Genomic DNA, 23221 nt, shown 5'->3' with positions numbered 1-23221 from the left:
CTCCTTTTGGGGAGTTAGGCGGCCGCAGACTCGTTGCCGGCCTCGTCCTCGTCCTTCGTCAGCTCTTCGACGCTGACGGTCTTCTCGGTGACCTTGGCCTGATCCAGGATGTGGTCGACGACCTTGTCCTCGAAGATCGGGGCGCGGAGGTTCTCGAGCGCCTGCTGGTTCTGCTTGAAGAACTCGAACACCTGACGCTCCTGACCGGGGAAGCGGCGGGCTTCGTTGATCAGGGCACGGTTCACCTCGTCCTGGGTGACCTGGATGTTGTTGCGGCGGCCGACTTCCGACAGCAGCAGACCCAGGCGGACGCGGCGCTCGGCGATCGAGCGGTACTCGGCCTTCAGCTCGTCCTCGGACTTGTCGGCGTCCTCGCCGGCGGTGCCGTTCTTCAGCTCTTCCTGCAGGCGGGCCCAGATGCCCTCGAACTCGATGTCGACCATGCCGGCCGGCACCTCGAAGGAATGGGCCTCGGCCAGCTTGTCGAGCAGCTGGCGCTTCACGCGCAGGCGCGACAGGCCGTTATACTCGCCCTTGATGCGGTCGCGGATGGCTTCGCGCATCTTTTCCAGGCTCTCCATGCCGAACTCCTTGGCGAGTTCGTCATTGACCTCGGCCGGGACGTTCTTGCGCAGCTCCTTCACGTCGACCTCGAAGACGGTCGCAGCACCCTTCAGGCGCTCATGCGGGTAGTCTTCCGGGAAGGTGACGTTGACGGTGCGGTGCTCGCCGGCCTTGACGCCGACCAGCTGCTCCTCGAAGCCCGGAACGAAGCGGCCGGCACCCAGCTCCAGCGGGTAGTCCTTGCCGTCCATGCCTTCCAGCGCCTCGCCGTCGACCGTGCCGGCGAAGTCGATCACGGCGATGTCGCCGGTCTCGGCAGCGCGGTCCTCGGTGACCGGGGCCTGGGTCGAGTGGGCGGACGCCAGACGGGTGACCGCCTCGTTGACCGCCTCTTCGCTCACCTCGGCGACCGGCTTCTCCAGCTCCAGGCCGGTGAAGTCGCCCGGCTCGACGTCGGGCAGCAGCTCGACCGCCATCTTGTAGGTGAGGTCGCCGCCGTCCTCGTACTTCTCGACCTCGATCTTCGGCTGCAGGGCGACGCGCAGGCCGCGCTCGCTCAGCGCCTGGCGCGAGCTGTCGGAGATGGCGTCTTCCAGCACCTCGGACAGCACGCCGCCGAAATAGCGCTGCTTGATCACGGTGACCGGCACCTTGCCCGGACGGAAGCCCGGCAGCTGGACCGTACGGCGCAGCTCTTCCAGCTTGCCGTTCACCTTCTCTTCGATGTCCTTGGCGGAAATGACGACCTGAAATTCGCGCTTGAGGCCGTCGGTGCTGGTCTCGGTGATGTTCATCGGAACGAAAGCCTATCTCGTTGGTCCGGCCCGGCGGCGCCCGTCCGGGCGGCCCGAATCCGTGTTGTCCATGCGGTCCAAGGTGTTGCCATGGTGCGGGCGAAGGGACTTGAACCCATACGACCGAAGTCACTGGAACCTAAATCCAGCGCGTCTACCAATTCCGCCACGCCCGCGTTCATGGCAAAGGCAGCCGCGACGGGTGCGCAAACACCCGCCGGACCGCCGGCGAAGTCCGGTCTATAGCACAGCGCGGCGGAAGCAAACAGGCAAATTGGACCCGCCCGAGAGAGTGGGGCCCGGTCTTTTCGCGTCAGCCGCCGGCCTTGCCCCCCGCCTTGCTCCCTGCCCTGTCCAGCGATCGCACGGCGGACGAAGTGATGATGCGCCCCTCGCCGGTGTAGGCCTCGTGGTTGGCATCGATCTCGCCCAGCCGGTAACGGTAGTTGATCATCATCCCCAGCGATTGTTTCAGCCCTTTGGCCGACCTGTCGGCCAGCCAGTTCAGCCGTTCCATCCGGGCACCGTTGGTCAGGTGGAAATGCGCGACCGGATCCAGCGCACGGGCGCGGCCATGGCCCTTCGCCTCCTGCACCGTGGTCAGGTAATGGACGCCCAGCCGCATCAGCGGGCCGCGCAGGCGCTTCTGCAACTCCTCGTCCTCCGCCCAGCCGGGACCGGCGAGTGCGCGGGCGAGCAGCGGCGATTCGTCGGTCCCGACACCGCCTTCGGTGGAGGCATCCGCATCGGCCGCCCGGTCAAGTTCGGCCAGCCGCTCGGCGATGCGCTCGGCTTCCGCATTGGTCAGCAGGGCGTCGCCGTCGCGGTCGAGCACACGGTCGAACCAGCGCCGGAACCCAGGAATGGGCGACAGTGTGGCGTAGCAGGTGATGTTGGGAAACTCGGTCGCCAGCCCGTCGACGACCCGCTTGATCAGGAAATTGCCGAAGCTGATGCCGGCCAGCCCGACCTGGGCGTTGGAGATCGAGTAGAAGATGGCGCTGTCGGCGCTCTTGGGATCGCAGACCGGGGCGGTCGGGTCGAGCAGAGCCTGCACATTGTCCGACATGCCCTGGACCAGGGCCACCTCGACGAAGATCAGCGGCTCGTGCGGCATGCGCGGGTGGAAAAAGGCGAAGCAGCGCCGGTCCGAATCGAGCCGGTCCTTCAGGTCCTGCCAGCCGCTGATCTCGTGCACCGCCTCGTATTTGATCAGCTTTTCCAGCAGCGAGGCCGGGCTGTCCCAGGTGATGCGGTGCATCTCCAGGAAGCCGACATCGAACCAGGCGCGCAACAGATTCTTCAGATCGTCTTCCAGCGCCTGAAGCAGCGGTTCGCCGCGCGCCATCTCCATCAGCTCGGCGCGCAGATCGACCAGGAACTTCACCCCTTCCGGCAGGGCGTTGAACTGGGTCAGCAGCCGCAGGCGCGGCGGTTCCAGCGCGCGGCGCAAGGCCCGTTCGGCATGGCCGCGGGCCACCGGATCGGCCGCCGCCTGGAAGGTCGCCATCGCGTCCATCACCGCGTCGCGGTCGACGTCGAAGTCGCGCGCGAGCATCACAAGGAAATTGCGCCGTCCCTGCGGATCGAGCGCCAGATAGGTGCGGCCGAGCTGGGCGGCACGGGCACGGGCGGAAACCTCGCCGCCGCGCGATTCCAGGCAGGCCTCGATCTGCTCCTTCAGGCGCTCGGCGTCCTCCTTGGGCAGATGGGTGCGCGGCGGTGCGCCGACGGCACCGCGGGCCGAGGCTGCGATCTCGCGCCAGCGGGTGCGCAGGTTGTCCAGCGCGCGGTCGAGGAAATTGGGCTGCGCGGCCTGGGATGGCGGCACAGGCTCCAGGATGGTGGTATCGGGTGCGTCGCTCATGACCCGGAGTCTGGTCCTGCCGGCGCTCTGCCGCAAGGGGGCGCGCGGACGCCGTCGTCGGGGGTACCGCCAACGTCGCCTCCAATCCGCCCCCAGCCTGTCCTTGGCCGGGGTTATCCCTGCACCTTCAACGCCTTCAGCACGCCGGGCAGCGCGCCGGCAAGATCGTCGGAGATCAGGCCGGGACCGAGCGCGCGCCCGGCCTCGCCATGCAGCCAGACGGCGGTGCAGGCGGCCTCGAACCCGTCCATCCCCTGCGCCAGCAACCCCAGAACAATGCCGGCCAGCACGTCGCCGGTTCCCGCGGTTGCCAGATCGGGAGGCGCGTTGACGTTGACCACGGCACGTCCGTCCGGAGCGGCGACCACGGTATCGGCGCCCTTCAGCACGACGACCGCGCCGGAGCGCGCGGCGGCGGCGCGCACCCGCGACAGCTTGTCGCCGTCCATGCCCACCGAATCGCCGAACAGCCGGGCGAACTCCCCCTCATGCGGGGTGAGGACACAGCGCTGGTCGAGCCGGTCGAGCAATTCGTCGGCCGACTCGGCGAAGCTGGTCAGGGCGTCGGCATCCAGCACGCAGGCGCGGCGGGCGTCCAGCGCGGCCATCACCGCGGCGCGGGTCTGCGCCCCCCTTCCCGCCCCCGGCCCGACCAGAACCGCATTCCTGCGCGGGTCCTGCAGCAGCCGGGCGAAGGCGCCGGCGTCCTCCAGCGGATCGACGATCACGCTGGCGCAGCCGGCGGCATAGACCGGGAAGGCCTCCGGCGGGCAGGCGATGGTGACAAGCCCAGCCCCGGCGCGGAGAGCGGCAACCGAAGCCAGCCGCGCCGCGCCCGTCATCCGCGCGCCGCCCAGCACCACCGCATGGCCGCGCGCATATTTGTGGCCGTCCAGCGCCGGCCAGGGGAAGCGGTGGCTCCACAGCGACGGCTCGTTGACCGCGGTCTGCGGCGCGATGCTGTCCAGCACCCGATCCGGAATGCCGATGTCGGCGACCACCACCTCGCCGCACAGGGTGCGTCCGGGCAGCAGCACATGGCCGGGCTTGCGGCGAAAGAAGGTGACGGTCAGCGCCGCCTGCGGTGCGGCGCCCAGCACCCGGCCGCTGTCGCCATGCAGGCCGCTCGGCACGTCGACGGCGACGACGGTGCGGCCTTCCATCGCCTCGACAATGGCGCGGGCGACGCCGTCGAGCGGCCGGGTCAGGCCTGCGCCGAACAGCGCATCGATGACCAGGGGGTTGCCCTTCAGGATATAGGGATCGGCCGCCTCGATCGGGCCGGGCCAGCGCTCCGCCGCCACCGCGGCATCGCCGGTCAGGGCCGAGCGGGTGCCGAGCAGCGCCAGACGGACGGGCCAGCCGGCCTCCAGCAGCAACCGGGCGATGACGAAACCGTCGCCGCCGTTGTTGCCGGGGCCGCAGAGCACGGCGGTCGGATGCGGCGCCCAGCGCTCGCACACCGCCCGAACCACGGCGGCGCCGGCAGCCTCCATCAGGGCCGGACCGGGCACGCCGGCGGCAATCGTCAGCTGGTCGGCCCGATACATCTCCGCGACGGACAGAAGCTCATCCATCCCCCACTCTCCCCACCCCTGGCCGACCCTGGCTTGCCTTGCCGTTTCCTCTGCGGGCGAAGATGCGCACGCACGCTCTACCCGTAGGCGATATCTCACCCCCGGGAAAACCCATGCCGACATGCACAAACGTCCGCGACGGCGGTTAAGCCGTGCGGACGTTTATAGAACAGAATTCTTCCAGGACGCGAAGAAGATGATGGGGCGATGGATGGGACTCGAACCCACGACCGCTCGGACCACAACCGAGAGCTCTACCAACTGAGCTACCACCGCCGCCGTCAGCGTTTCCGCCGTCGGGAGCCGCGTTATGCTCCACCGCGGCTGGCCGGTCAAGCGGCTTTTTCACGAAAAGCGAAAAAACTTCTTTCGGAGCGGAGCGGCACCCCTTTCTCCCGTACGATCGGGCCTTTGAACGCCGGTTGGCGCGGAGCGCTTGCGCCAGTTGCACAAATATTGTTCACTCCGCTGAATCCTTCGGCAGCACCCTGCCCCATCGGACGGCATCCGACCGTCTTATGACCAGCGTCGATGCCGCCGGACCGGATCGGCCGAATGTGGCACGCTCCATGCTTACCGTCGTCGCTGTCGGCAGTGCCGTGGACGGTGCCTGCCGGCGTTGGCACCTCGTACACGAGAGACCCATGAAGAAGATCGAAGCCATCATCAAGCCGTTCAAACTCGACGAGGTGAAGGAGGCCCTTCACGAAGTCGGGATCAAGGGGATCACCGTCACCGAAGCCAAGGGCTTCGGCCGCCAGAAGGGCCACACGGAGCTTTACCGCGGCGCGGAATACGTCGTGGACTTCCTGCCGAAGGTGAAGATCGAGGTGGTGATGGAAGACTCCCTGGTGGAACGGGCGATCGAGGCGATCCAGCAGGCCGCGCATACCGGCCGCATCGGCGACGGCAAGATCTTCGTCACGCCCGTGGAGGAAGTTGTCCGCATCCGCACCGGTGAGAAGGGCGCCGACGCGATCTGATCGCGCGACGTCCTGGCCCCCACCGGTCCGACCGGCCTCCCTCCGACCAGCATCCGCCAACATGCGCCGATTTCCCCTCTCCCTCCTGCCGGCTCCTGCCGCACACCTCGCCGAACGGCCGAAGGCCGCCTATGGCGAACGTGCGACTTTTTGGGTTGGCGCGTTGTGCGGGGAAGAAAGGCGTGAGATAACGTCCGCCGCGAGCGCCGCCCTCCGCCGCCAAAGCCCCGTAGGGGCTTCGACAGCGGCTTGACGCAGCGGGATCCAACCCTCTTAAAGCGTGGAAAAAGAGACATGTCCGACATCAGCAAGGTCTTCGACCTGATCAAGGAACACGACGTCAAGTACGTGGACCTGCGCTTCACCGACCCGCGCGGCAAGCTGCACCACACCGCTCAGCACGTCTCCACCATCGACGAGGACGTGTTCGAAGACGGCATCATGTTCGACGGTTCCTCGATCGCCGGCTGGAAGGGCATCGAAGAGTCGGACATGATCCTGAAGCTGGACCCGACGACGGCCGTGATGGATCCGTTCGCCGCCCAGCCGACGCTGAACATCCTCTGCGACGTGTACGATCCGGGCACCGGCGGTTCCTATGCCCGTTGCCCGCGCGGCATCGCCAAGGCCGCCGAGCGCTACACCGCTTCGGCCGGCATCGGCGACACCGTCTTCTTCGGCCCGGAAGCCGAATTCTTCGTGTTCGACGACGTGAAGTACTCCGTCGACATGAACAAGGTGTCGTACGAGTTCGCCTCGGACGAGGGTTCCTACTCGTCGGGCAAGGACTATGAGGACGGCAACCTGGGCCACCGCCCGGGCACCAAGGGCGGCTACTTCCCGGTCGCTCCGGTCGACAGCTGCAACGACCTGCGCGCCGAGATGCTGAGCGTCCTGGCCGAGATGGGCGTTCCGGTCGAGAAGCACCACCATGAGGTGGCTGCCGCCCAGCACGAGCTGGGCATCAAGTTCGACACGCTGGTCCGCACCGGCGACAACATGCAGTACTACAAGTACGTGGTGCACAACGTCGCCCACGCCTACGGCAAGTCGGCCACCTTCATGCCGAAGCCGGTGTTCGGCGACAACGGTTCGGGCATGCACTGCCACCAGTCGATCTGGAAGGACGGCCAGCCGCTGTTCGCCGGCAACCAGTACGCCGACCTGTCGGAGCTGGCGCTGTACTACATCGGCGGCATCATCAAGCACGCCAAGTCGCTGAACGCCTTCACCAACCCGTCGACCAACAGCTACAAGCGCCTGGTCCCGGGCTATGAGGCCCCGGTCCTGCTGGCCTACTCGGCCCGCAACCGTTCGGCGTCCTGCCGCATCCCGTACGTCGCCTCGCCGAAGGGCAAGCGCGTCGAGGTCCGCTTCCCGGATCCGTCGGCCAACCCGTACCTGGCCTTCGCCGCCATGCTGATGGCCGGCCTGGACGGCATCCAGAACAAGATCCACCCCGGCGACGCGATGGACAAGAACCTGTACGACCTGCCGCCGGACGAGCTGGCCAAGGTTCCGACGGTTTGCGGCTCGCTGCGCGAGGCGCTCACCGCGCTGCGCGAGGACAACGAGTACCTGCGCAAGGGCGATGTCTTCTCGGCCGACATGATCGACGGCTACATCGATCTCCGCACGGAAGAGATGATGGCCTTCGAGACCATGCCGCACCCGATCGAATACAAAATGTACTACTCGGTCTGATGTTGCCTCGCGGCGTCCGGCAACGGGCGCCGCGGCCGGTTACGCATCATTCCAAAGCCGCTCCCGGTCCGTGCCGGGGGCGGTTTTCTTTTTTGGCCTGTTCGGTCCAAGCGCCGACATCCGGCACGCATCCCTTGCGCTCCGCGCAGTCCGCCTTCGCGCAGTTGCAGGCGGGGAACTGGCAGCCGTCGCCGTTCAGGTCGGTTGCCCGCACCGCAAGGTCATAGCGCACGCCGCGCATGATGGCCGGCCCGGCGGTGCTGTAGCGTTCGTAATGCTCCACGACATGGCGAACGCGGGTGAGCAATTCGCGCCGTTGATCGTGTCCCGGATCCATGCTTACGCCCCCAATCGCCATGATTGCCGACATCTACAGGGACGCTGGAAAGCCCTCCCCTGTTCCGCCATCCAAGCGCAGTACGGCGCATGGACGAGGATAGAGGGCAGGAATGATGCAGCGGTCCGGCTGTTTCCACTGCAGTGATCAAGTTGGCTGACCAAGACAGGAGAGCATGATGGACCGCGATAAGCTGCGCCGCGTCGCAAAGGCGCTGGGCGACGTCCGCCTTTACGAAAAGCATCACACCGGCGAACTGATCACCATGCGACTGCGCGACTCCCTGGCCGACAACCCCGGCTATGACGAGGAAGAAGTGGACAAGAAGCTGCTGGAACTGGCGCGGGTGGCGCTGGAGGCGGCGGAATAGCGGGGCCGGGGGGTGACGATGCTGCCGATGGCCTGTTGGTGGGGATGAACCGAGCCAACGAAGGGAGCAAGCCGTCATGGCCGATGAGAAGACCTCCGATATGCCGCAGACTGACCGGTCCGCCAGCGACCGTCCGGCGACCAAGCCGATCCCGGTGACGCCGGCGGTCGAACCGATGAGCGACAAGGACGAAGCGCCGCCGGGCACGCCGGGGACTGGCGAAAACATCGATCCGAAGACCGGCGAGACCTATGTTCAGGGCATCGGCGGGGCGTAAGCGCCCCGACCGCCTCATTCCAAACGAAAAGGGCCGGCTCCTGGTAGGAGCCGGCCCTTCCGCTGTCAAGCTGTCAAGCCACCCGCGTCACGCCACGAAGGGCGGAACAGCGCTGAAATTGGCGGCCTTTTCGACGACCTGACCGACGCGCAGCAGCGTCTCCTCGTCGAACGGGCGGCCGATCAGTTGGAGGCCGAGCGGCAGGCCGTCGGCACCGAGACCAGCCGGGACCGACATCGCCGGCAGGCCGGCGAGGTTGATCGGAACGGTGAAGACGTCGTTCAGGTACATCTGCACCGGATCGTCCATCTTCTCGCCGATGGCGAACGGCGTGCTGGGGGCGGTCGGCGTCAGGATGACGTCGCAGCTCTTGAACGCCTCGTCGAAGTCCCACTTGATGCGCGTGCGCACCTGACGGGCCTTGTTGTAGTAGGCGTCGTAATAGCCGGCCGACAGCACGTAGGTGCCGATCAGGATGCGGCGCTGCACTTCCTTGCCGAAACCGGCGCCGCGGGTGTTCTCGTACATCTCCTTGAGGTTGCCGCCCTCGACCCGCAGGCCGTAGCGCACGCCGTCATAGCGCGCGAGGTTGGACGACGCCTCGGCCGGCGCGATGATGTAGTAGGCGGCCAGCGCGTATTTGGTATGCGGCAGGCTGACCTCGACCGGCTCGGCACCGGCCTCCTTCAGCCAGGCGATGCCCTGCTCCCACAGCGCGGCGATCTCAGCCGACAGACCCTCGACCCGGTATTCCTTGGGAATGCCGACGCGCAGGCCGCGGATGTCGCCGGTCAGGGCGGCGCGGAAATCCGGCACCGGCATATCGACGGAAGTGGAATCCTTCGGATCGAACCCGCACATGGAGCGCAGCATGATCGCCGCATCCTCGACCGTGCGGGTCATCGGCCCGGCTTGATCCAGCGAGGAGGCGTAGGCGACGATGCCCCAGCGCGAGCAGCGGCCGTATGTCGGCTTGATGCCGACGGTGCCGGTGTAGCCGGCCGGCTGGCGGATCGAGCCGCCGGTGTCGGTGCCGGTGGCGCCCAGTGCGGCACGCGCGGCGATCACCGCGGCGGAGCCGCCCGACGACCCGCCGGCGACGATCTTCCTCTCCCAGGCACCCGGCGCGCCGGGGCTCCACGGGCTGACCGTCTCGCCCTGATGGGCGGTGATGGTGGCGGAGCCCATGGCGAACTCGTCCAGGTTCACCTTGCCCAGCATGACGGCGCCGTCGCGCCACAGCTGGGAGGTCACCGTGGACTCATACTCCGGCTTGAAGCCGTCCAGGATGTGGCTGCCGGCGGTGGTGGCCACACCCTTGGTGCAGAACAGGTCCTTCACCGCAATGGGCAGGCCGTCCATCGGACCGGCGGTGCCCTGCGCCCGGCGCTCGTCGCTGGCCTTGGCCATCGACAGGGCGGCATCGGGCGTCTCGGTGATGAAGATGTTGAAGGGGCGCACGGCCTCGACCGCGCGCACATGCGCCTCGGTCAGCTCGACCGCGGTGAACTCCTTCTTGGCGAGGCCATCCAGGGCCCCGGCCATCGTCAGATGCGTGAGCGCCGTCATCACTCGACCACCTTGGGCACGACAAAGAAGCCTTCGGCCGTTTCCGGACCGTTCGACAGGACCTGCGCGGCATAGCCGCCGTCGGTGACCTCGTCCTTGCGGCGGCGCAGCTTTTGCGCAGCGACGCTGGTCATCGGCGGCACGTCCTTCGTGTCGACCTCGTTGAGCTGTTCCACGAAGGTCAGAATCTGGCTCAGTTCCCCAGCCAGGGATTCCAGTTCCTCGTCCGGCACCTTGATGCGGGCCAGATGCGCGATCTTGGCCACCGTGGCCTTGTCGAGCGACATGCCTCTACTCTCTTCCAAAACATTGGAAATCGGCCGCGAAGCTAGCACCCGCCGGCTTCATCCGCAACGATTGCGGCCATTCCGCCGCTCAGAAGGCGCCGGCATCGCCTTTCGCAAGCCCGGCAGCCAGCGCCAGCGGGCATCCGCAGGACGGGCATTGGGTGCGCTGCAACGCCTCCACCACCCGCGCGTCGGGGAGAAGGACGCCAAGTGTCTTCTCCACCGCGGCGATCTGGCGCTTGTGGTCGGTGCTGGCGCCGCAGGCGGCATCCAGCATCGCGCCATAATCGGAACTGGACTGCGCGGTGATCGCCTTGGCCCCACCGGCGGCAAACAGCCCGGCACCGCCGGCGACAAGTCCGGCCAGCACCGCACGCCGGCTCGCATCCGCGCCCAATTTGCTCATCCGTCCGCTCCGTCGATGGTTCGGGCCACGCAGCAGCCGCGCACGAGGCAGCCGCGTCCACAGGCGACCGACTATACGCCTCATGTCCCGCCCCGCCAGCGGCCCTATCATTAAATATTCGGAAGGTCAGGCGGCAATGGGAACGACCGAACGCCAGGTGGCGTGATCCATGCGCAGTTTGAACAGCGCGATCGGCTGGCCCCAGGGGGTCACCCGCGTTTCCAGCGCGACGGGCGCCATGCCCAGCTTGGCATAGAGCAGCAGAGCCGGAGTGTTGGTGTTGAAGCAGTAGAGCGTCAGTTCGGGCAGGTGGTGATGGTCGAAGGCACGGTCGATCATGGTGCGCACCAGATATTCGGCGATGCCGCGCCGGCGCAGGGCCGGATCGACGCTGAGATTGCCGATGCTGGCGGTGCGGCCATCCTCGAAGGTGGCATAATTGGCATAGCCGACCACACGCTCCCGTCCGTTCTCCGCCAGGGTGATGACGGTGGGGTCGCGGCGCATGCCCAGCGTCGCCCGGACCTGATCCGGGGTCAGCGGCCACACCGCCCGCGGGAACAGGAAATACAGCTCTTCGGCCGTGCGGGGAAAGCCGCAGATCGTCGGGATGTCGGCGTCGGCAAGCGGCCGGTGCGACAGGAGGGCTTGGGGGAAGGCGCTGCTCATACTTAGAAGAGTAAGTATCTTTGAGATCAACTCAAGCAATCTTGCGGTGACAAGGCTGCGGCCCTATGGTCGGGCGATGATCCACACCCTCTCCGAACTCGCAGCCCGGCTGGGCAAAAACCAACGATTGCTCGGCCTTGACGTCGGCACCAAGACCGTCGGGCTGGCGGTGGCCGACCCTGGACTGATCGTCGCATCCCCGATCGGCACGCTGAAGCGCACCAAATTCACCCAGGACGCACGCGAGCTGGGCAAGACCATCCGCGACTACAGCATCGGCGGGCTGGTGGTCGGATTGCCGCTGAACATGGACGGGACGGAGGGGCCGCGTGCCGAGTCGGTGCGCGCCTTCGCCAACAATCTGCTGGAGCGCTCCGACCTGTTGGGCTGGGAGGCGGAGATCGCCTTCTGGGACGAGCGGCTGTCGACCTCCGCCGTCGAGCGCTTCATGATCGGTGAGGCCGACATGACACGGAAGCGCCGCGACGAGGTGGTCGACAAGATGGCCGCCGCCTACATCCTCCAGGGCGCGCTCGACATGCTGGCCAACCAGCGCCGCCTCGCCGCCGAAGCGGACGAAGACGAGCGGGACGACGAAGACCACGACGCCCGCGACTGACCGCGGCCCCGGCGGCGGTTCGGTCAGGCCTGGCGTTCGGGCTGAAGCAGAGCGGCACGGCGCAGCAGCTTGGACGGGTCGACCCCCTGCACCAGCAGCAGGGCGCTTGACTTGACGAGAGCGGCCGGCGTGCCGGGGGTCAGCGCCAGCGCGCGACAGTAACAGCCCTCCGCCAGATCGGCGTGGCCAGCAGCGGCCAGCGTCTCTGCCGCCGCCAGCAGGCCGTCCATTGCCATGGCGAGATCGCCGTCGAGGTTCAGCGCCCCGGCGAAGGCCTGCACCGCACCCGGCAGATCGCCCTGGCTTTCCAGCACCAGCCCATAGGTGGCCCACCAGACGGCGACGCCGGGGCGTGCGGTGATGGCTTGGGCGATCAGTTCCTGCGCCTCGGCCCAGCGGCCGGCCTGCGCGGCGATCAGGCCCTGGCGATAGATGCTTTCGGCCTGATCCGGCGTCATCGGTCCGACTTCCCTCTTTAAGACTCGCTGCGGCCGAGCTGGTCCATCAGCTCGCGCCATTCGCGCTTGGACAGGCCGCTGGCCTCCTGGCTCACCGGCTCGCCGGCCAGCAAGCGCTTCACCACGTCCAGGCCGGTGCGCGACAGATGGGCGCCGCCCATGCGGTATTCGGTGAAGGAGTCGAAGACCGCCGGAACCCAGCGCTTCACCACGTCCAGCATCGCGTCGGCATAGACGCGAATCTCATACTGGGCATGCGCATCGGCACGCAGCGACAGGAAGTGCAGAAGGTTGTGGAGATCGACCTTCCAGTACCACTGCGTGTAATAGTTCAGCGACAGGTTCATCCGCGCCAGTTCGCGCGCCAGCCCCTGGCGGTTGGGATCGATGACCGAACCGTCCTCACGGTGGTTCAGCATCTCCTCATAGTGGCCGTAGGCGCGTTCGGAATCCTCGCGCAGCAGCCGCATCACGTTGGCGGCCTCCTCGCCCTCCAGCACGTCGCCGCGGCCCTGGCGGTTGACCACGGCCTGGGCGCCCAGCTGTTCCGGCGCCGGCACGTAGAACTCGCGGTCGAGGATGGAATAGCGCGCCGAATATTCGTTCACGTTCGCGGTGCGGTGGCGAATCCACTGGCGGGCGACGAAGATCGGCAGCTTCACATGGAACTTGATCTCGCACATCTCGAACGGGGTCGAGTGGCGATGGCGCATCAGATACTTGATGAGGCCGGAATCCTCGCTGACCTTCTTGGTGCCCTTGCCATAGGACACGCGCGCCGCCTGCACGACCGCGGCATCGTCGCCCATATAGTCGATGACGCGGACGAAGCCGTGGTCCAGCACCTCCAGCGGCTGATAGAGGATGTCCTCCAGGGCCGGGACGGTGGCGCGGCGGGTGGTGGCGGTGACGGCGCGCAGGCGATCGATTTCGTCGCGCTGCTCGGGCGTGATCGGCATGGTGACTCCGGGGTTACGAAGCCGGCAGTCTTACCAGACAGCGCGCGGCACGGGAACGGGACAATCCGTCCTCATGCGGGGGAAGCTCTGCGGAGGTGTTCGATAACTACGCATTTGGCGATCACGTCACACAAGCCCTTCCCTTGCCGGGCGGGAGTGCCTATATTCGCGACGTCGGTTCGCCGACTATGGCGATAAACGCCTTGTGGAATAAGCGTTGTGGACCCGGGGGCGGTACCCGGCGCCTCCACCAACCATACACCGGACTCGTTGACCGGGGTCGTTGGGGGCGAAACAGGATCGACACGCGTAGTAAAGGCATGGTTTTCGCTCGGCATGGTTCCGCCGTTATCGGGCCGTTGCAATAGTTGCCAACGACAACGTTGCTCAGGCTCGCCTCGCTGCCTAACGGCGGCTGGTAGCCTAAACCTAATCCCCGAGGGTTAGCGCCTAAGGGTGGGGCCGTGGGCCGCCTAGCAACAGAAGGCCCACACCTCTCTTCCCAGCGTTTCGTGCCGGCCCTTGGCCAAGGCGGGACGCAAGACCGATCGCGTTACCAGGGACCCGCCCAAGCATGCCGAAAGAGCAGCTCCGCTATGACCGGATGGTCGAAACCGCGTTGCGAGGCGTTGTCCGCGACGCGCTGACCGAGGTTGCCGAGCGCGGCTTGCCGGGCAATCACCATTTCTACCTGACTTTCCGCACTGGCTTCCCCGGTGTCGAGATTCCGGATTACCTGTCCTCTCAGTATCCGAACGAGATGACCATCGTCCTCCAGTTCCAATATTACGGGCTGGACGTGACGGACGATCATTTCGAGGTCACGCTGAGCTTCAACAACGTGCATGAGCGGCTGGTGATTCCGTTCGCCGCCATCACCACCTTCGCCGACCCGTCGGTGAACTTCGCCCTCCAGTTCCAGCCGCTGGCCGCCGCCGAATCGGCGGAGGTCGCGACCATGCCGCCCCGCGCCGCCGCCGAGCGTGCGGAAGAGAAGGCAGAGGAAAGCGCTCCGGCCGAAGAGCCGAAGCGTGGCGAGGTCGTGGCCCTGGACGCTTTCCGTAAGAAGTAACTTTCCGAACAGATGCCCGCCCAGCCGCCCAGTGAGTATGTCGCGACACTCTGCGAGATGCTGGCGCCGCTGGGCGACGTGCGTGTGCGCCGCATGTTCGGCGGCTATGGCCTGTCCATCGACGGACTGACCTTCGCGCTGATCGCCGACGAAATTCTCTATTTCAAGGCGGATGACGTGAACCGAGCGTCCTTCACGGAGCTGGGCCTGGAGCCCTTCCGGCCGATGCCGGACAAACCCACCACCCTGTCCTACTACCCACCTCCCGATTCGGCGTTCGACGACCGCGATGAACTGCTGCCCTGGGCCCGGTCGGGGTTCGAGGCGGCGCTGCGGGCCGCGGCGAAGAAAGCCGCAAAGGCGAAGCGGACATAAAGCGCCCTCTCCCGCGTCGGGAGAGGGCGTATTCTCCTCAGATATTCTCGGCCATGTGGACCGTCGCGTTGCTCGCCTGGGCACCGGTGGTGCGCTGGCGCATCTGGCGGGCGAAACGCAGGGGGTTGGGAATGAGGTTCAGCATCGAGCCGAGCTTGCCGACCGACGAGGTCGCCTTGCCCACCGCCATCACGTCGGCCAGACGGCGGTCGATGAAGGCGCGGGTCTCGGCATGGTCGTCCGACTTGTCGTCCAGCCAGTAGAAGGTGGAGGAGCTGACCACCGCCGACAGCAGCGCCCGCTTGGTGTAGTGGTTGTAGTCGGTCGAACTGTCGCCGGCCGCGAACCACATGGCATCGACTGTGCGGTAGAGCAGCCGCAGGCCAAGCGCCACATTCTGCGGCATGGCCAGATAGGACAGCTGCCGGCGCTTGGCCTCGCGGTACGGTTCCAGCACTTCGAAATAGGTGCGGACGGCCAGCGAGATGCGCTCGCGCACCTTCATCTCGGCCAGCGGCTGGGCCTCCAGCCGGTCGAGCATCTGGCGGTCGGCCCAGTCAGCGAAATGCTCCACCGCATCGGTGACGCCGCCGGGGAAGGCGCGCAGCAGCGCCGACGGCTCATGCCCCGCCATCTGGGTGCCGTCACGCAGGGACTGCAGGCTCCAGCCGTCGAAAACGACGTTGGGCAGGCTCGCCACCAGGATCTCGTCGCGAAGCGTGTCGATGCTCATAGCCAACTCTCCCTGCGCCGGCCCTCAGGTCCGGGACGGCGCGTCGGTGTCACGAGTCGCCGCGGCCAGCGCGGCGTTGAGGTGATGCATCTCCTCGGTGCAGACCAGGAGCTGCAGATCGTCCATGCGATCAAGATAGAGCACGCCGTCGAGGTGGTCGACCTCGTGCTGGACGACGCGGGCATGGAACCCCGACGCCTCCCGCTCGATCCGGGCGCCGTCCAGCCCATAACCGCGGTAGCGGATGCGCTTGTAGCGTGGCACCAGCCCGCGCAGGCCCGGAATCGACAGGCAGCCTTCCCACCCAAGAACCTTTTCGTCGGTCAGCGGCTCGATCACCGGATTGACCAGGACGGTGTTTGCCACCTCCTCCCCCTCGCCGCGGTCGACGGGGACGCGGAACACGATGATCCGGCGCGGCTCGGAGATCTGCGGAGCGGCAAGGCCGACTCCGGGCGCGTCCAGCATGGTGGCGATCATGTCGGCCGCCAGCCGGGCGACTGCCGGATCGGTCGGGTCGGCGATGGGCTCCGCGATCTTGCGGAGTAAGGGATTGCCCATCCGGGCGATTGGAAGCACTGGCATGTCTCTATATCTGGAGTGTGGGCACCGCCGGGGCAACCGTTTCCTGTGGGTCCCAACCGGGCTTATGGCCGGGCTCATGCTGGTGAACCGAAGACTCCCCTTCACAAAGGCGTTGGGTCGTGCTACACACTGCGCCCACACAAGGGGTGCGCCCGCCGCGCATGCCTATTTGTTGCCTTGGCGCAACATGCTTCACTTGGAAGGGTGACGGTTAACGTGCAAGTTCTGGTCCGAGATAACAACGTCGATCAGGCCCTCCGCGCGCTCAAGAAGAAGATGCAGCGCGAGGGCATTTTCCGTGAAATGAAGCTCCGCCGTAACTACGAGAAGCCCTCGGAGAAGCGTGCGCGTGAGAAGGCTGAAGCGGTGCGTCGCACCCGCAAGCTGCTCCGCAAGCGGATGGAACGCGAGGGCTACTAATCGTCGGTCGCGCTTAGCGACTGCGAAGGGCGCGTGTGATGCGCGCCCAAGACCCCTTGTGTCTTGCACCCGACCGTCCCGCGAATCTCGCGTGGGCGGTTTTGGTGTATCTGCGCCATTTTTCTTGGTCCGACTGTGCGTCGGCCAAGCGTATTGAATGGTCAGCGAGCTGGACCGCCCCCCTTCGGCCCGCTGCATCCAGCCTTGGAAAGGCCCGATCATGAGCGCTTCCAACCTCACCGCCCGTCATTCGGTCCCGGCGCTGCGCGCCCGCAAGGGGGGCGAGCCCATTGTCTGCCTGACCGCCTACACCGCCCCGGTCGCCCGGCTGCTCGACCCGCATGTCGACATCCTGCTGGTCGGCGATTCGCTGGGCATGGTGGTCTATGGGCTGGACAGCACGCTTCCGGTAACGCTGGACATGATGATCGCCCATGGCGCCGCCGTGGTGCGCGCGTCGGAGCGCGCGTGCGTCGTCGTCGACCTGCCCTTCGGCAGCTATCAGGAAAGCAAGGAGGCGGCCTTCCGCGCCTCCGCCCGCGTGATGGCGGAGACCGGCGCCCAGGCGGTCAAGCTGGAAGGCGGCATCGAGATGGCCGAGACGGTCGCCTTCCTGACCGCCCGCGGCATCCCGGTGATGGGGCATGTCGGTCTGACGCCGCAATCCGTAAACACGCTGGGCGGCTACAAGGCGGTCGGCCGCGACGCCGAGGCGGCGGAGCGGATCGCCGACGACGCCCGCGCCATCGCCGAGGCCGGCGCCTTCACCCTGGTGATCGAAGGCACAATGGAGCCGCTGGCCCGCCGCATAACCGAAGAGGTGGCGATCCCCACCATCGGCATCGGCGGCTCGCCGGCCTGCGACGGTCAGGTCCTGGTCACCGACGACATGCTGGGGCTGTTCGGCGCCTTCCAGCCGAAATTCGTCAAGCGCTACGCCAATCTGGGCGAGACGGTCGGCGAAGCCGCCGCGACCTACGCCGCCGAGGTGCGGGCCCGTTCCTTCCCCGGACCGGAGCATTGCTTCGGGATGAAGAAGGCGGCAGCGGTGTAACGCCCTCTTCCACACTTTCGTTCTTTCTACGTTCCAGGCGATCCGGTACAGTCCGGCCGTCATGGATGCATCCCCCCCTGCCTTGATCCCGCCCAACGTCGCCGCGTGGTTCCGGTCGCGCGGCTGGGCACCCCACCCGCATCAGGTCGCGATGGTGGAGGCAGCGGAACGGGGCGAAAGCGCGCTGCTGATCGCACCGACCGGCGGCGGCAAGACGCTGGCCGGTTTCCTGCCCTCGCTGATCGAACTGGCGGAACGGCCGCGCGAGGGGCTGCACACCCTCTACATCTCGCCGCTGAAGGCGCTGGCGGTCGACATCCAGCGCAATCTGGAACAGCCGATCGCCGAGATGCGGCTGCCGATCCGGGCGGAGAACCGCACCGGCGATACGCCGGAGGCCAAGCGCCGGCGCCAGCGCACCCATCCGCCGCACATGCTGATGACGACGCCGGAAAGCCTGGCGCTGCTGCTGTCCTACACCGACGCCGACAAGCTTTTCCGCACTCTGCGCTGCGTCATCGTCGACGAGCTGCATGCGCTGGCAGGATCCAAGCGCGGCGACCTGCTGGCGCTCGGGCTGGCCCGGCTGTCGCGGCTCGCCCCCGCCGCCCGCCGCGTCGGGCTGTCCGCCACGGTGTCTGAACCGGAACGGCTGCTGGCCTGGCTGTCGCGCCGCGGCCGGCATGATGGAAGCGACTCCGACGACGTGCGCCTCGTGCTGGGCCGCAGCGGCGCCCAGGCGGAGGTCGAGATCCTGACCTCGCAGGAACGGGTGCCGTGGGCCGGCCACATGGCGATGCATGCCATGAAGGAAATCTACGAGCGCGTCCGCCGCCAGCGCACCACCCTGCTGTTCGTCAACACCCGCGCCCAGGCCGAGCTGGTGTTCCAGGCGCTGTGGCGGGTCAACGACGACAATCTGCCCATCGCGCTCCACCACGGCTCGCTGGCGGTGGAGCAGCGCCGCAAGGTCGAGGGCGCCATGGCGCGCGGTGAGCTGCGGGCGGTGGTCGCCACCTCCTCGCTCGATCTCGGCATCGATTGGGCGGCGGTCGATCTCGTGGTGCAGATCGGCGCGCCGAAGGGGTCGAGCCGGCTGGTCCAGCGCATCGGCCGCGCCAACCACCGGCTGGACGAGCCGAGCCGCGCCCTGCTGGTCCCCGCCAACCGCTTCGAGGTGCTGGAATGCCGCGCCGCGCTGGAGGCGGTGCACGACCTCACGCTGGACGGCGAGGCGCCGCGGCCGGGCGGGCTCGACGTACTGTCCCAGCATCTGCTCGGCATGGCCTGCGCCGCCCCCTTCCTGCCCGACGAGCTGTATGAGGAGGTGGTCTCCGCCGCCCCCTATGCCGCAATGACGCGCGACGAGTTCGACGACGTGCTGGATTTCGTCACCACCGGCGGTTACGCGCTCGGCGCCTATGACCGGTTCCAGCGTTTGAAGCTGCGCGAGGACGGCCGGATGGCGGTGGCCGGCCCGGCGGTGGCGCGCCAGTACCGCATGAATGTCGGCACCATCACCCAGGAGGCGCTGCTGCGCGTCCGCCTGAACCGCGGCCCGGTGCTGGGCGAGGTGGAGGAGTATTTCATTCAGGGCCTGACGCCCGGCGACACCTTCCTGTTCGCCGGACAGCTGTTGAAATTCCTCGGCGTGCGCGAGATGGAGGCGCAGGTCGCCAAGGGCGGCACCGGTGATCCGAAGGTTCCCGCCTATGCCGGCGGGCGGCTGCCGCTGTCCACCCATCTGGCCGAGCGCGTGCGCGCCATGCTGGCCGATCCGCGCCAGTGGGACGGTCTGCCGGAGGATGTGCAGGAATGGCTGCGGCTTCAGCGTTACCGCTCGGTCCTGCCCAACCGCGACGGGCTGCTGGTCGAAACCTTCCCCAAGGCCGGAAAGCAGTTCCTCGTCGCCTACGCCTTCGAGGGGCGCAATGCCCACCAGACGCTGGGCATGCTGCTGACCCGGCGGATGGAAAGGGTCGGGCTGGGGCCGCTGGGCTTCGTCGCCACCGACTATGTGCTGGCGGTGTGGTCGCTGCGCTCGCCCACGGACATGGACGCGCTGTTCGACCAGGACATGCTGGGCGACGATCTGGAAGCCTGGATGGACGAATCGTCGATGCTGCGGCGGACCTTCCGCAATGTGGCGCTGATCGCCGGAGTGATCGACCGTCGCCATCCGGGACAGGAGAAGACCGGGCGGCAGGTCACCTTCTCCTCCGACCTGATCTATGACGTGCTGCGCAAGCACGACCCCGGCCATGTGCTGCTGCGGGCGACGCGGGCCGATGCGGCCGGCGGGCTGACCGACATCCGCCGCCTGTCCGATTTCCTGGCGCGGGTGCGCGGGCGTATCACCCACAAGAACCTCGACCGCATCTCTCCCCTGGCGGTGCCGGTGATCCTGGAGATCGGCCGCGAGCGGGTGGACGGCAGCGCCACCGATGAGCTGCTCGCCGCCGCCGAGGCCGAACTGCTGGCCGAGGCGATGCCGGAACTGGCTCCGCCGCGGCCTGCGAAATTGGAAACGTGGCGCCCGCAGCAGGGACGGTTGTCGTTGTGACGCCGCCCCATGCCGACCGCAGGTTACTTGCGCAGTTCCGGCTCCACGCCCGGTTCGCCGCTGAACTCGACAAGAATGGTCTCGTCGCGGACGATGAACTGGCAGGCCAGACGGTAGGGCGGCGGACGATGGGCGTTCTCGGCCGCCTCCAACAGGTCCCGGTTCAGCTTGCCGTTGACGGACAGGGTAACTTTCTCCTTTTCGGTCAGATCGATGGCCATCGGAGTCTTCCCGTCGAGATAGGTCACCTTGACGAGGCAGGATCCGCACTCGCCGTCCTGGCACTGGAACGGGATCGGGATGTCGTGCTTCTTCGCCAGCGCCAGCAGAGTGCCGGTGTCGCCGGCGACCGCGTAGACGGTCATGTCCTTGGGCAGCGTCAGGCCGGTGAACGTCACTGTGGCCATGGGTATCCTCCGGGTATGGTTGTGATCCGCCATGCCTCCACGGCGGCGGCCCGTCCGGCTGCAAACATCATGCCCACAACTTTTCCATGGATATTGGCCGATTCCGATGATCGCCGGTAAACGAATGTTGTCAGCTTCCCCCCAAACTCTTGGCTCCGGCTGTCAGGGCGATGACAGCCGCGCCGCACTGACCTTCCTCGGCGCCGAACTGCTGGCCGATCCGTCTGGCGCGCTGCTGTGGCCGGCGGAGGGCATTCTCGCCGTCGCCGACCTGCATCTGGAAAAGGGATCCGCCTTTGCCGCGCGCGGACGGATGCTGCCGCCCTACGACACGCGGGCGACGCTGAACCGGCTGGCCGGGCTGATCGCGACTGCGCGGCCGGCGCGCGTGCTGTGCCTGGGCGACAGCTTTCACGACCGCAGGGCCGCGGAGCGGATGGACGCGGCGGACGTTGCACGGCTGCGCGCCCTGACCGATTCCGTCGCCGACTGGGTGTGGATCACCGGCAACCACGATCCCGAACCGCCGCAGGGCTTCGGCGGCCGGGTGGTGGAAGAGCTGTCCATCGGCCCGCTGACCTTCCGGCACGAGGCCGAGCCGGGCGCCGTCGGCGAGTTGTCGGGCCACCTGCATCCGGCCGCCGCGGTGGCGCTCGCCGGGCGGCGGGTGCGCGAGCGCTGCTTCGCCCATGACGGGGCCAAGCTGATCCTGCCGGCCTTCGGCAGCTTCACCGGCGGGCTGAACGTGCTGGACGCCGCCTTTGACGGGCTGCTGGCGCCGGGGTTCGAGGTACTGATGACGGCGCGCGGCCGGGTCTACCGCTTCCCCTGCGCCCGTTTGTCGCCGGACCGCGCGCGCTGACTCGGCCGAATGCTCTGGCCGAAGCGTGAGCGCAGCCTATATCGGGTGGTCCGGAGACATCCAACCGAGCGCTGTGCATGTCCGCCTCTCCCATCATCGTCTGGTTCCGCAACGACCTGCGCCTTGCCGACAACCCGGCGCTGACCGCCGCCGCCCAGGCTTCCACCGAGCGCGGCGCGCCGGTCATCCCGCTCTACATCCTGGAAGAGGAGACCGGCGACCCCTGGCCGCTGGGCGGAGCACAGCGCTGGTGGCTGCACGGCAGCCTGGAACGGCTCGCCACCTGCTGCGCCCGCCACGGCTCGCCGCTGGTGCTGCGCCGGGGCGAGCCGGGGGCGGTGCTGGAAACGCTGATCGCGGAAACCGGGGCGGAGTGCGTGCTATGGAACCGCCGCTACGCCCCCGCCCAGACCGCCCGCGATGCGGCGATCAAGGAGCGGCTGAAGGCACGCTGTGTCGATGCCCGCAGCTTCAACGCCGGACTGCTGGCCGAACCCTGGACCGTCAAGAACAAGAGCGGCGGCCCGTTCAAGGTCTTCACCCCCTTCTGGCGCCACCTGTCGGCCACGCTCGACCCACCGCTGCCGACCCGCGCGCCCACCGCGCTGACAGCGCCGAAATCCGCACCGGCCAGCGACGCGCTCGAAAGCTGGGCCCTGTTGCCGGCCAAGCCCGATTGGGCCGCCGGCCTGCGCAAGCGCTGGGTGCCGGGGGAGACGGCCGCGCGGTCGCGGCTGGCCGATTTCCTCGACGGGCCGGTCGGGGTGTATGGGACGGAGCGTGATCGGCCGGACCATCCCGGCACCTCGGCCCTGTCGCCCTATCTGGCCTTCGGGGAGATCGGGCCGCGGCAGGTCTGGCACGCCGCCCGCCATGCCGCCGACGCCCGGCCGGAGCTGGCGCCCGGAGTCGAAGTCTTCCTGCGCGAAATCGGCTGGCGCGAATTCCAGCATCATCTGCTTCACCATGCGCCGGAGCTTCCCGACAGCCCGCTCGACCGCCGCTTCGCCGACTTCCCCTGGCGCGAGGACGCTGCCGGCCTGCGGGCCTGGCAGCGCGGGCGTACCGGCTATCCCATCGTCGATGCCGGCATGCGCCAGCTGTGGGAGACCGGCTGGATGCACAACCGGGTGCGTATGATCGTCGCCTCTTTCCTGATCAAGGACCTGCTGCTGCCCTGGCAGGAGGGCGAGCGCTGGTTCTGGGACACGCTGGTCGACGGCGACCTGGCCCAGAATGCCGGCAACTGGCAGTGGGTGGCCGGCTGCGGCACCGATGCCTCTCCCTTCTTCCGCGTCTTCAATCCGGTCCTGCAGGGCGAGAAGTTCGACCCCCAGGGCGATTACGTCCGCCGCTATGTGCCAGAACTCGACCGGCTGCCGCCGCGCTGGATCCATCAGCCCTGGGCGGCACCGACCGAGGTCCTGCGGCAGGCCGGCGTCAAGCTGGGCGACGATTACCCGCACCCGATCCTCGACCATGCCATTGCGCGCGACCGGGCGCTGGCCCTCTACAACGAGCGCAAGGGCAAGGCGGAGACGGAGGACTGACGGGCAATCTTCATCGAACGGTCACCGGCACGCCCGCAAACGGTCACGCCGGCCCGTTATCGTGCCAACAGCGGCCCGGTGCGGCCGCCCTGCCCGTCCCAAATGGGCCAGCGAGAAGGACGTCGACCCCTGCCCCGCGGTCGTGCCACGTCCCGGCTCT

At 67.5% G+C, this 23221-nt stretch carries 25 protein-coding genes, 2 tRNA genes and 1 other RNA gene; 13 read left to right on the top strand and 15 right to left on the bottom strand.

The genetic code is table 11. The annotated features are described in order from the left end of the window. Nucleotides 1–14 precede the first annotated feature (14 nt). The 5 genes from tig to TSH64_RS25140 all read right to left on the bottom strand — a co-directional run bounded on the left by tig (nucleotide 15) and on the right by TSH64_RS25140 (nucleotide 5078). Nucleotides 15–1358, bottom strand: a complete 1344-nt coding sequence (gene tig, locus TSH64_RS25160; RefSeq protein WP_109449221.1) for a trigger factor — start codon at nucleotides 1356–1358, stop codon at nucleotides 15–17. A gap of 91 nt (nucleotides 1359–1449) precedes the next feature. After that, nucleotides 1450–1534: transfer RNA gene (locus TSH64_RS25155), tRNA-Leu, on the bottom strand. A gap of 137 nt (nucleotides 1535–1671) precedes the next feature. Continuing rightward, the gene (locus TSH64_RS25150) at nucleotides 1672–3225 is read right to left on the bottom strand and encodes a malonyl-CoA decarboxylase (protein ID WP_109449219.1); all 1554 of its coding nucleotides are present in this window, start codon (nucleotides 3223–3225) and stop codon (nucleotides 1672–1674) included. Nucleotides 3226–3338: 113 nt separating this feature from the next. After that, nucleotides 3339–4802: an NAD(P)H-hydrate dehydratase gene (locus TSH64_RS25145; RefSeq protein WP_109449217.1), complete on the bottom strand. Its 1464-nt coding sequence runs from the start codon at nucleotides 4800–4802 to the stop codon at nucleotides 3339–3341. A 200-nt stretch (nucleotides 4803–5002) separates the two neighbouring features. Continuing rightward, nucleotides 5003–5078: transfer RNA gene (locus tag TSH64_RS25140), tRNA-His, on the bottom strand. Between the two features lie 368 nt (nucleotides 5079–5446). Here TSH64_RS25140 and TSH64_RS25135 point away from each other — a divergent pair. Beyond that, nucleotides 5447–5785, top strand: a complete 339-nt coding sequence (locus tag TSH64_RS25135) for a P-II family nitrogen regulator (RefSeq protein WP_012974531.1) — start codon at nucleotides 5447–5449, stop codon at nucleotides 5783–5785. 294 nt (nucleotides 5786–6079) lie between these two features. Further along, nucleotides 6080–7489: a type I glutamate--ammonia ligase gene (gene glnA / locus TSH64_RS25130; protein ID WP_109050284.1), complete on the top strand. Its 1410-nt coding sequence runs from the start codon at nucleotides 6080–6082 to the stop codon at nucleotides 7487–7489. A gap of 46 nt (nucleotides 7490–7535) precedes the next feature. On the opposite strand, the gene TSH64_RS25125 is transcribed toward glnA, so the two are convergent. After that, nucleotides 7536–7859 (bottom strand): hypothetical protein, encoded by a 324-nt coding sequence (locus tag TSH64_RS25125; RefSeq protein WP_199237661.1) that lies wholly within the window; start codon nucleotides 7857–7859, stop codon nucleotides 7536–7538. A gap of 142 nt (nucleotides 7860–8001) precedes the next feature. On the opposite strand from TSH64_RS25125, the gene TSH64_RS25120 reads away from it, so the two are divergent. Both TSH64_RS25120 and TSH64_RS25115 read left to right on the top strand, forming a co-directional pair. Then, entirely contained in the window at nucleotides 8002–8196 is a 195-nt protein-coding gene (locus TSH64_RS25120) for a hypothetical protein (RefSeq protein WP_109449215.1), read from the top strand. A gap of 76 nt (nucleotides 8197–8272) precedes the next feature. Further along, on the top strand, nucleotides 8273–8473 hold the full coding sequence (locus TSH64_RS25115) for a hypothetical protein (RefSeq protein ID WP_109449213.1): 201 nt from the start codon (nucleotides 8273–8275) through the stop codon (nucleotides 8471–8473). An 87-nt stretch (nucleotides 8474–8560) separates the two neighbouring features. Here TSH64_RS25115 and gatA read toward each other — a convergent pair whose 3' ends face one another. The 4 genes from gatA to TSH64_RS25095 all read right to left on the bottom strand — a co-directional run bounded on the left by gatA (nucleotide 8561) and on the right by TSH64_RS25095 (nucleotide 11404). Beyond that, nucleotides 8561–10042, bottom strand: a complete 1482-nt coding sequence (gene gatA, locus TSH64_RS25110; RefSeq protein ID WP_109449211.1) for an Asp-tRNA(Asn)/Glu-tRNA(Gln) amidotransferase subunit GatA — start codon at nucleotides 10040–10042, stop codon at nucleotides 8561–8563. Further along, on the bottom strand, nucleotides 10042–10329 hold the full coding sequence (gene gatC, locus TSH64_RS25105) for an Asp-tRNA(Asn)/Glu-tRNA(Gln) amidotransferase subunit GatC (protein WP_042691134.1): 288 nt from the start codon (nucleotides 10327–10329) through the stop codon (nucleotides 10042–10044). The genes gatA and gatC overlap by 1 nt, the downstream gene beginning before the upstream one ends. An 88-nt stretch (nucleotides 10330–10417) precedes the next feature. Next, complete coding sequence (locus TSH64_RS25100; RefSeq protein ID WP_109449209.1) at nucleotides 10418–10735, bottom strand: hypothetical protein; 318 nt, start codon at nucleotides 10733–10735, stop codon at nucleotides 10418–10420. 126 nt (nucleotides 10736–10861) lie between these two features. Next, nucleotides 10862–11404 carry a GNAT family N-acetyltransferase gene (locus TSH64_RS25095; RefSeq protein ID WP_109449206.1) on the bottom strand — a complete coding sequence of 181 codons (543 nt, stop codon included), beginning with the start codon at nucleotides 11402–11404 and terminating at the stop codon, nucleotides 10862–10864. A 76-nt stretch (nucleotides 11405–11480) separates the two neighbouring features. Between TSH64_RS25095 and ruvX the strand changes: the two genes are divergently transcribed. Further along, nucleotides 11481–12023, top strand: a complete 543-nt coding sequence (ruvX, locus tag TSH64_RS25090) for a Holliday junction resolvase RuvX (protein ID WP_109449204.1) — start codon at nucleotides 11481–11483, stop codon at nucleotides 12021–12023. Nucleotides 12024–12046: 23 nt separating this feature from the next. Here ruvX and TSH64_RS25085 read toward each other — a convergent pair whose 3' ends face one another. Both TSH64_RS25085 and thyX read right to left on the bottom strand, forming a co-directional pair. Next, entirely contained in the window at nucleotides 12047–12481 is a 435-nt protein-coding gene (locus tag TSH64_RS25085) for a tetratricopeptide repeat protein (protein ID WP_247873138.1), read from the bottom strand. A gap of 17 nt (nucleotides 12482–12498) precedes the next feature. After that, on the bottom strand, nucleotides 12499–13440 hold the full coding sequence (gene thyX / locus TSH64_RS25080) for an FAD-dependent thymidylate synthase (protein ID WP_109449202.1): 942 nt from the start codon (nucleotides 13438–13440) through the stop codon (nucleotides 12499–12501). A 134-nt stretch (nucleotides 13441–13574) separates the two neighbouring features. Here thyX and ssrA point away from each other — a divergent pair. From ssrA to TSH64_RS25065, 3 genes are all read left to right on the top strand, one after another. Beyond that, nucleotides 13575–13935: a transfer-messenger RNA gene (ssrA, locus tag TSH64_RS25075) on the top strand. A 79-nt stretch (nucleotides 13936–14014) separates the two neighbouring features. Continuing rightward, nucleotides 14015–14512 (top strand): ClpXP protease specificity-enhancing factor SspB, encoded by a 498-nt coding sequence (locus tag TSH64_RS25070; RefSeq protein WP_109050291.1) that lies wholly within the window; start codon nucleotides 14015–14017, stop codon nucleotides 14510–14512. A gap of 12 nt (nucleotides 14513–14524) precedes the next feature. Next, nucleotides 14525–14887, top strand: a complete 363-nt coding sequence (locus TSH64_RS25065) for a TfoX/Sxy family protein (protein ID WP_109449200.1) — start codon at nucleotides 14525–14527, stop codon at nucleotides 14885–14887. A gap of 37 nt (nucleotides 14888–14924) precedes the next feature. On the opposite strand, the gene TSH64_RS25060 is transcribed toward TSH64_RS25065, so the two are convergent. Both TSH64_RS25060 and def read right to left on the bottom strand, forming a co-directional pair. Further along, nucleotides 14925–15620, bottom strand: a complete 696-nt coding sequence (locus TSH64_RS25060) for a COQ9 family protein (RefSeq protein WP_109449198.1) — start codon at nucleotides 15618–15620, stop codon at nucleotides 14925–14927. A gap of 24 nt (nucleotides 15621–15644) precedes the next feature. Continuing rightward, nucleotides 15645–16205, bottom strand: coding sequence for a peptide deformylase (gene def / locus TSH64_RS25055; RefSeq protein ID WP_109449196.1), 561 nt, complete (start codon nucleotides 16203–16205; stop codon nucleotides 15645–15647). Nucleotides 16206–16421: 216 nt separating this feature from the next. Here def and rpsU point away from each other — a divergent pair, with 216 nt between their 5' ends. From rpsU to TSH64_RS25040, 3 genes are all read left to right on the top strand, one after another. Beyond that, complete coding sequence (rpsU, locus tag TSH64_RS25050; RefSeq protein ID WP_012974546.1) at nucleotides 16422–16625, top strand: 30S ribosomal protein S21; 204 nt, start codon at nucleotides 16422–16424, stop codon at nucleotides 16623–16625. Between the two features lie 220 nt (nucleotides 16626–16845). Next, the gene (gene panB, locus TSH64_RS25045; RefSeq protein ID WP_109449194.1) at nucleotides 16846–17679 is read left to right on the top strand and encodes a 3-methyl-2-oxobutanoate hydroxymethyltransferase; all 834 of its coding nucleotides are present in this window, start codon (nucleotides 16846–16848) and stop codon (nucleotides 17677–17679) included. A 61-nt stretch (nucleotides 17680–17740) separates the two neighbouring features. After that, nucleotides 17741–20242: a ligase-associated DNA damage response DEXH box helicase gene (locus TSH64_RS25040; protein WP_109449192.1), complete on the top strand. Its 2502-nt coding sequence runs from the start codon at nucleotides 17741–17743 to the stop codon at nucleotides 20240–20242. Between the two features lie 23 nt (nucleotides 20243–20265). Here TSH64_RS25040 and TSH64_RS25035 read toward each other — a convergent pair whose 3' ends face one another. After that, nucleotides 20266–20649 (bottom strand): 2Fe-2S iron-sulfur cluster-binding protein, encoded by a 384-nt coding sequence (locus TSH64_RS25035; protein WP_109449190.1) that lies wholly within the window; start codon nucleotides 20647–20649, stop codon nucleotides 20266–20268. 124 nt (nucleotides 20650–20773) lie between these two features. Between TSH64_RS25035 and pdeM the strand changes: the two genes are divergently transcribed. Further along, nucleotides 20774–21511, top strand: a complete 738-nt coding sequence (pdeM, locus tag TSH64_RS25030; RefSeq protein ID WP_109449188.1) for a ligase-associated DNA damage response endonuclease PdeM — start codon at nucleotides 20774–20776, stop codon at nucleotides 21509–21511. Between the two features lie 77 nt (nucleotides 21512–21588). After that, nucleotides 21589–23061: a deoxyribodipyrimidine photo-lyase gene (locus TSH64_RS25025; RefSeq protein WP_109449186.1), complete on the top strand. Its 1473-nt coding sequence runs from the start codon at nucleotides 21589–21591 to the stop codon at nucleotides 23059–23061. Nucleotides 23062–23221 lie beyond the last annotated feature (160 nt).

Origin of the sequence: Azospirillum sp. TSH64 (assembly GCF_003116035.1) — a bacterium.
GTDB lineage: Bacteria > Pseudomonadota > Alphaproteobacteria > Azospirillales > Azospirillaceae > Azospirillum.
Note: the sequence above shows the minus strand (reverse complement) of the source record. Positions and strands in the feature narration are given on the sequence as shown.